This is a genomic window from Candidatus Omnitrophota bacterium (assembly GCA_016929445.1).
GTDB lineage: Bacteria > Omnitrophota > Gorgyraeia > JAFGIU01 > JAFGIU01 > JAFGIU01.
Genome location: JAFGIU010000052.1, coordinates 1 through 7,676, shown reverse-complemented (window position 1 = coordinate 7,676; position 7,676 = coordinate 1). Strand labels below are relative to the sequence as shown.

Here is a 7,676-nt window from a genome sequence, read left to right as displayed (position 1 = left end):
GGTCCACGTGCCCAATCGTTCCCACGTTTACGTGAGGCTTTGTTCTTTCAAATTTCTCCTTAGCCATTCAACAGCCCTCCAGTGGAGTTTGGTGTCGTCCATTTCTTTGTATAGAAGAAGTAGGTGGTACTTCTGCTATTGCTAAAACCGACGACGGTCTGCGTTGCGTTCCTCGATTTACGCTAAGTGACACCTCTCGCCTTCACTCAAGCGGCGAATGGAGCCCACGGGCGGAATCGAACCGCCGACCCCGTCCTTACCAAGGACGTGCTCTACCTACTGAGCTACATGGGCCAAAAAATTAGGTAGGGTAAGACTCCGAAATCGCTGTCTGTCCGGGCTTTTGGGCCTGTCTTTACCGGGCTCATAACACACAGAGACAGATAAGCTTAGCATTTTAGCATCAACCAATGGCCTGTCAAGCACTCCAGAGTGCTTTTTTTTGCACAGACCTATTTGGGCAACCCAGGGCCCAGGGTCGAAAAGGCCCCGGAGATCAGGAACTCAGGGGCATATTAGTCCTAACTAATTATTTTTCAATGCTTAACGCACTGTACCGGACTTTGGAGCGGGCGGCGGGAATCGAACCCGCGTAGCTAGCTTGGAAGGCTAGAGCACTACCACTGTGCTACGCCCGCATAAAGCCAACGGCGGCAAGGGGCGCCCCGCTCGTCACCTCGCCGGGTGCCCCTTCCCCGCCTTTTGATTCTTACCAAAACCCGCACAGAGGCAGAGAAGACTCAAGCTGAGAGAAGGCCGCACACCGTCCGGCGTTCGCCCATCCTCTCTAGCTGACTCTCTCCCCTGCCTTGCACACTGGCAGAGAGGCCTCTAGATCTGGTGGGTAGGGAAGGATTCGAACCTCCGAAGGCTATGCCAGCAGATTTACAGTCTGCCCCCGTTGGCCACTTGGGTACCTACCCGAAACTTGGGGGGAAACTACCGTTTCCCCAAAATCATTTCTCAATCTAAGCCGGCGAGAGGAATCGAACCCCCAACCTACGGTTTACAAAACCGTTGCTCTGCCAATTGAGCTACGCCGGCATAAAACTCCACATCAATTGCGCCGCAGACTCTTAAAGGCCATGGGCAGGAAGTCCACCAAATCCGAGGCAATCACACTGATCTGCCCCAAGGCCCGAGCTGCGATGTCTCCGGCTAATCCGTGCACATAAGCGGCAGCGGCAGCACCTTGAACTCCAAGCAATCCTTGCGCCACAAAGGCCCCCGCAATGCCCGAAAGCACATCCCCGGTTCCTCCGCTGGCCATTCCGGGATTGCCCGTGGAGTTCATGAAGGGAGCTGTTTCGGGATCACAGACGAGGCTCTGGTGCCCCTTGAGGAGGACCACACTGCCGGACTCTCGCACCAATTCTTGAATCGCAGCCTGACGATTTTTCTGGACTGCCTCATTGCTCTTGCCCAAGAGGCGCGCCATCTCGCCCGGATGAGGCGTTAGTATCGCACGGACAGGACACCGGCGCAAGAGATCCAGGTGCCCCACTGCGGCACTCAACCCGTCCGCGTCCAAGACCATGGGGCCATGCCACTGTTTGAGAATTCGACGCATCAAATTCTGCGCTGAAGACTGCACCGAACACCCCGGCCCCACGACAAGCGTGTTGGCCCATCCAAGGCTCTCCTCCAGGCTCTTCCAGCTCCGGGCAGCTAAGGCCCCTGCAGGCGTTTCAGGCAAAGAGCACCCGAGAGCCTCCGGCACTGCACCGGCCACAATGGGGGCAATGGATTCCGGACAAGCCACTTTCACAAGCCCGACACCGGACCGCAGGGCTGCGCGGGCGCAAAGCACAGCCGCTCCGCTCATGCCCGGGGAACCCGCCACAACCAGCAAGCGCCCATAGTCCCCTTTGTGGGTCTGAGCCTTGCGAGCCTGCAAAGTGCGCAAGCTCTTGAGCACCTGGGCTTGTGTCAGCGTCTTCACTGGACTGACTCCCGGCCGCGCACAGCCATGGCAATGGCTAATTGGCGCGTATGTGCCAAACTCAAATGGAGCACTTCCCCCTCTGCGAAATATTCTTTAAGCACCCCGCCCAAAGCCACATGAGGCTTGCCCACTTTGTCAAGCACCACTTCGATCTGCTGCCATCCCGCTTTCTTTTGCTGGACACTATCCAAGGCCTTGAAGCAGGCCTCCTTTGCAGCAAAACGCGCAGCCAGATGGATCTCGGGAACCGGCATGCTCAGGGAATACTTGAGTTCTCCTGCCGTGAAAATCTTATTAAGGAAACGATCTCCCCACTTCTCGCGCGCTTTTTCTATGCGCTCGACATCCACGATATCCACACCCGCACCCGCAACAATCATTGAATCCGCTCCACCATTTCCTTAACGGCTGCTTCCAAACCCACAAAAATCGAACGACAGACAATCGAATAACCGATATTGAGTTCGTCCACCCCTTGGATCCGCGCCACAGGAATCACATTGTCCAATCTCAAGCCGTGTCCCGCATGCGGCACAAGCCCCGAATCCAGGGCCAGGGAAACCGCGCGCTCCAAATCCCCGAAACACCGGACTTGTTCCGCTTCACTCAACGCATCCGCATAGCGCCCAGTGTGGAACTCCACACAGTCGGCGCCAATCCGCGCAGAGGCCTCAATTTGTTCCCGTACAGGATCAATAAACAGGCTCACAGTAATTCCGGATTCTTTGAGCCGTCTCACTGTCTCAGCCACTATCCCTGAATCCCCAACCACATTGAGGCCGCCCTCGGTGGTCAGCTCTTCTCTCTTTTCAGGCACCAGGGTTGCCTGGTGCGGCCGTAATTCACAAGCCAGCGCGACCACATCCGGGGCAGTGGCCATTTCTAGATTGAGACGTGTGCGGATTTGCCTCCGGAGTTCCCGGATATCCTCATCCTGAATATGCCTGCGGTCTTCACGCAAGTGCGCCACGATGCTATGGCAACCTGCCTCTTCACAAAGCAGGGCAGCTTCTACCGGACTGGGCCAGACGCCCCGGCGGGCTTGACGCAAAGTAGCGACGTGATCCACATTGACTCCGAGTTTCGGCATTGCCTTAACGCCTCCGGATCGGGATCACAACTTTGACAAGAGTCTCTTGTGCCAAGGGAAGTCCTGCAACCTTACCAAGACTCACTGAAGCCGTCAGATCCGTACGCGCACCCTCAACGCTGATGGGTTCGGTCTTGACGTACTCAATACTGCTCATGGTTGCACTCGGTCCTAAGAGAAAGCAGGAGGCGGGCTCCACGGTCACACGTTCGCGGATCACCACATAACCTTCGGAGGGAGTCCCCACAACATTGGCAAAAATCGGCACCTGTTTGGAGACAAGGGTATAGGCAGCCAGCTTGGTCGCGTCTTCTTTGTAGCCGCCGTATATGGCATCGTTAATATAGATCCAGGCAGCCACAGCCAACACAAGGCTCAAAATCTTGAGTCCAACATCTCTTGTCAGCCAAGGCATCTTCATTCGCGTTTTCCTGACCAGGGCCACTCCAGCCAGTTCCGTCTGCGGCCGGAATGGAAAAGATTCTCGAGCATCAAATGGAGCTTATCCTTATCCACATTCCTGAAAAGCCGGCCATCCGCCGCCATGGAAACGTTTCCTGTTTCCTCTGAAACCACGATAACGGCGGCATCCGTCTCTTCGGCCAGACCCAAAGCCGCGCGGTGGCGGGTCCCCACCGACTTCTCCAGATCTGATGTCTGACTCAACGGAAAAAGACAACCCGCCGCAGTCAGACGGCTGCCCTGTATAATCACGCCCCCGTCGTGCAAAGGCGTACTCGGCATGAAAATGGTGGTAATGAGTTCACTTGTCACCTGGGAGTCAATACTCACACCGGACTCAGCCAGCCCCTTCAAACCGGTCTGTCTTTCCAGGGCGATTAGTCCTCCAATCTTCCGCCTCGAAAGAAAGTGAACGGCCTTCACGACTTCTGCGATCGCTTCTTCTTCATAAACCAAGCCGCGCAACATGCCGCGTTGCCCGAGCCGGGCCAGGCCGCGCCGAAGCTCCGGCTGAAAAACAACTAAAATAGCCAAAACAGAAATAGCCAACAACTTGGTCATGATCCAAATGATGGCTTCCAATCCCAACTGCTGAGGAATAACAAACAGCAACACGCCCAGAATCACCAGACCCTTGAGCACAGGCATAGCGCGAGTGCCCTTCATAAAGCGCAGGCCCGTCAGAATGATGTAGTAGAGGAAGAGGATCTCCACCCCGGTGCGCCAGTAGAGCAAGATGTAATGCCCGATGTCTTGGAGGATTTTCTGAAACATCATTACACCCAAGTGTTGATCAGGGCTTCCGCCAGCCGCGCGGCATCTCCGCAAGCAGCAACGTCATGCACCCGCACAATATGAGCCCCGTACGCTACAGCAAGCGTGACAGAAGCCAATGTCCCAGGCAGGCGATCCTCAACCTCGCGATTAAGGATTTTGCCGATAAAGGACTTGCGGGAGGTACCCACCAAAACAGGTACATTCACTTCCTGAAAAAATGGAAGCCCGGCCAGAAGCTGCAAATTCTGTTCGACAGTCTTGCCGAAACCAATGCCCGGGTCTACAGCCAAACACTCCCGGGGGATTCCCGCCTTTCGTGCATTTTGCACTGAAGTACGCAAGGCCTCAAGAACTTCCGTAACTACGTCCTCATAATACGGGTCCTGCTGCATACTCTCAGGCGATCCCTGCATGTGCATGAGGACAAGCCCCGCCCCAAAATCCCTTACCACTCCGGCCATTTGGGGATCGAACTCCAGGGCACTGATATCGTTTACCAGATGAGCGCCGGCATGCAGGGCCTGTCGTGCAACTTCGGCCTTGCGCGTGTCCACGGAGATCACCACCGGCAACTCAGAAACAACAGCCTCCACCACAGGGAGAATCCGCCCGAGTTCCGTGTCCAGAGAAACCGGGGCAGACCCGGGACGCGTGGACTCCCCGCCGATATCGAGAATGTCCGCCCCCTCTTCCACGAGGAGCCTGGCCTGGGCCAATGCGGCAGAAGCATCGACAAAGCGCCCTCCGTCGCTAAAAGAATCGGGAGTCACATTGAGCACACCCATGATTTGAGTGCGCTCACCAAGCTCGATTACGCGATCGCGACATCTCCACTTGTGGTGGGGACGCCGGACCCTGGGAAGAGCCGTATCACTGGATACAGGTTGGGACATGGATCAGGTCGCAGGATCCGGCGCAGGCTCTTGCTTGTTGGCAAAGCCCAACAGCCTATTAACCTCTTCACTGTCGAGGATTTCTCTCTCCAGGAGTTCCTTAGCCAGAAGCTTCAACTTATCCACGTTTTCGGTCAGCAGATGCTTAGCCTTCTCAAAAGCCCCGTCGACAATGCGCCGCACCTCCTCGTCGATAAGCTCCGCGGTTTTTTCGCTATAATTTCTTTCATCCAGCAAGTCGCGCCCCAGGAACACATGACTGTCCCGCTTACCCAAAGCAATGGTCCCCAAGCGTTCACTCATCCCAAACTGAGTGACCATCCGGCGCGCCCCCTCTGTAACCACCTCGATATCGTTCTGGGCACCCGTAGTAATCTCGTCAAAAATGATTTGTTCGCTGGCCCGGCCGCCCATCAAAACCGTAAGACGCGCAAGAAGCTCGGTGCGGCTCATGAGATGACGATCTTCCAAAGGCAGTTGCATCGTATAACCCAACGCAGCCGTGCCCCTGGGAATGATGGAAATTTTGTGGAGCGGATCCGCATGGGGAACCAACAGGGCAACCAAAGCGTGACCGGCCTCGTGATGGGCCACAATCTCCTTTTCGTGCTGGGAAATGACCTTGGACTTGCGTTCCGGACCGGCCATGACGCGCTCTATAGCCTCTTCCAGCTCTGACTTACCTACGGAATCTTTATTGCGGCGCGCGGCCAGGAGCGCCGCCTCATTGGCCAAGTTGGCCAAATCCGCCCCGGAAAATCCGGGGGTCTGCCGTGCAATGGATTTAAGATCCACATCATCGGCAAGCACCACTTCCTTGACGTGCACCTCAAGAATCTTCTCCCGGCCCAAAATATCCGGCCGGTCAATAACCACCTGCCGGTCAAACCGGCCCGGCCGCAACAAAGCCGGGTCCAGGACATCCGGACGGTTCGTGGCTGCCATGAGAATAATCCCCTCTTCAGTCCCAAAGCCGTCCATCTCCACCAGCAGGGCATTCAAGGTTTGCTCCCGCTCATCATGGCCGCCCCCGATGCCGGCAAAACGTTGCCGGCCCACGGCATCGATCTCGTCGATAAATATGATCGCGCCTTTGCCCCCTGCCTTGGCTGAACGCTTTGCCTGCTCAAACAGATCACGGACCCGGCTTGCGCCTACACCCACAAACATCTCCACAAAATCCGAACCGCTAATACTAAAAAACGGTACCCCGGCCTCACCGCTCACGGCCTTGGCCAAAAGGGTTTTTCCCGTTCCCGGAGGCCCCATCAAAAGCACACCCTTGGGGATCTTGCCGCCCAACTTCTGGAATTTCTTGGGATCCTTCAGAAAATCGATAATCTCGGAAAGTTCTTCCTTGGCCTCCTCCACCCCGGCCACATGCTCAAAGGTAATAGGATTCTTGTCCGAGCTCACCTCGCGCGCACGGCTTTTCCCAAATGAGAGCAGTTTCCCGCCTCCTTGCGGGCCGCGGTAGACAAAGAAATACAGAAAAGCGATAAAAAGGAGTATCGGGCCAAAGGAGTACAGGTGGATCCAAAAGGCCCTGGGGGGTTTAACCTGGTAGAGATCCACCTGCTTCTTCAAGAGATCCACAAGCGTGGGATCGTTAGCAGGCAAATACACAAAATAGCCCGTGCCGTCAGCCAGCTCCCCGCGTATCGTGCGTTCCGTCTCGATCGCGGAAATAACCATGCGGGTCTCACGGTTATGCTGCAGCATACTGTAATACTCGCCGTAGGCGATTTCCTTCACAGTCCCGAAACCGCCGGCCGGAGCAGAGTAGATTAGATAGGCTAGGCCCAGAGTTAAAATGAGCCAAAAAAATAAGCCGCGGGAAGTCTTCGGACCACGCTGCGGCTGTTTGGAATCCGGAGCTTCGGGCACACTAAACCTCTCTTTCTGAATTACTTAGATTGAACTTTTGATTCTATCATGCGTGCAGGGCCGATGTAAACGCGCTCCCGCTGCCTCAACGCGCGCACGCCTAAAGGTAATTCCAGAATTCTCGCTCCAGCCTCGGATTCCACCAAGGAGGAGAGCGCAAGCCAATGCGTATAAGTCAATCGTTTTTCACGGCCCATGACCCGGCGCACCGCATGCCTCAAAAGCTCCCGGCGCAGAGCCTCGGGTTGATCAAGCAGCTCCGGGCGTTGCAGAATCACCGTACATTCCCCAAACTCAGACCCCGCTTCCTCTCCCGCACAAATTCGAGGCCATAAGTCCTCTGCACATTGTTCTATCCACTGCCGGTCCGCCTGCAGGGATTCAGCAAGCTGCGAAAGCAAAGACTTGAGATTGGGTTGATACTCGCTTTCCAAAAAGGGCAATAATTCCAACCGGATTCGATTGCGCAGGTGGACCGGATCGGCATTGGTCTCGTCCTCTCTCCAACCCAAATCCCGAAACCGAAGGCACTCTCTGAGATCTTCGCGCCATACTCCCAGAAGAGGGCGTACCCAGCTCACCCCTTGCATCGAACGTTTGGGGAGGATTCCCTGCAAACCAG

Annotated in this window: 9 protein-coding genes and 4 tRNA genes; all 13 read right to left on the bottom strand. The window is 55.8% G+C overall.

Annotated elements, in window-relative coordinates:
- The coding region (locus JW937_04350; GenBank protein ID MBN1586641.1) for an elongation factor Tu at positions 1–67 on the bottom strand (67 nt) is incomplete at its 3' end.
- A 151-nt stretch (positions 68–218) separates the two neighbouring features.
- Positions 219–294, bottom strand: a tRNA-Thr gene (locus JW937_04345).
- Between the two features lie 270 nt (positions 295–564).
- Positions 565–638: transfer RNA gene (locus JW937_04340), tRNA-Gly, on the bottom strand.
- Positions 639–838: 200 nt separating this feature from the next.
- Positions 839–923 (bottom strand) — tRNA-Tyr (locus JW937_04335).
- 48 nt (positions 924–971) lie between these two features.
- Positions 972–1,044, bottom strand: a tRNA-Thr gene (locus tag JW937_04330).
- A gap of 13 nt (positions 1,045–1,057) precedes the next feature.
- Positions 1,058–1,942 carry an NAD(P)H-hydrate dehydratase gene (locus tag JW937_04325; protein ID MBN1586640.1) on the bottom strand — a complete coding sequence of 295 codons (885 nt, stop codon included), beginning with the start codon at positions 1,940–1,942 and terminating at the stop codon, positions 1,058–1,060.
- Positions 1,939–2,325, bottom strand: a complete 387-nt coding sequence (acpS, locus tag JW937_04320; GenBank protein ID MBN1586639.1) for a holo-ACP synthase — start codon at positions 2,323–2,325, stop codon at positions 1,939–1,941. Before acpS ends, JW937_04325 begins: the two co-directional genes overlap by 4 nt.
- A complete protein-coding gene (locus tag JW937_04315; protein ID MBN1586638.1) occupies positions 2,322–3,035 on the bottom strand; it encodes a pyridoxine 5'-phosphate synthase in 714 nt (237 codons plus the stop codon). The genes acpS and JW937_04315 overlap by 4 nt, the downstream gene beginning before the upstream one ends.
- Positions 3,036–3,039: 4 nt before the next feature.
- Entirely contained in the window at positions 3,040–3,456 is a 417-nt protein-coding gene (locus JW937_04310; protein MBN1586637.1) for a YbbR-like domain-containing protein, read from the bottom strand.
- Positions 3,453–4,274: a diadenylate cyclase CdaA gene (cdaA, locus tag JW937_04305; protein MBN1586636.1), complete on the bottom strand. Its 822-nt coding sequence runs from the start codon at positions 4,272–4,274 to the stop codon at positions 3,453–3,455. Before cdaA ends, JW937_04310 begins: the two co-directional genes overlap by 4 nt.
- A complete protein-coding gene (folP, locus tag JW937_04300) occupies positions 4,274–5,167 on the bottom strand; it encodes a dihydropteroate synthase (GenBank protein ID MBN1586635.1) in 894 nt (297 codons plus the stop codon). The genes cdaA and folP overlap by 1 nt, the downstream gene beginning before the upstream one ends.
- A gap of 3 nt (positions 5,168–5,170) precedes the next feature.
- Positions 5,171–6,889 carry an ATP-dependent zinc metalloprotease FtsH gene (ftsH, locus tag JW937_04295; GenBank protein ID MBN1586634.1) on the bottom strand — a complete coding sequence of 573 codons (1,719 nt, stop codon included), beginning with the start codon at positions 6,887–6,889 and terminating at the stop codon, positions 5,171–5,173.
- A gap of 185 nt (positions 6,890–7,074) precedes the next feature.
- Positions 7,075–7,676, bottom strand: a 602-nt coding sequence (locus tag JW937_04290) for a hypothetical protein (GenBank protein ID MBN1586633.1), incomplete at its 5' end; no start/stop codon positions are given.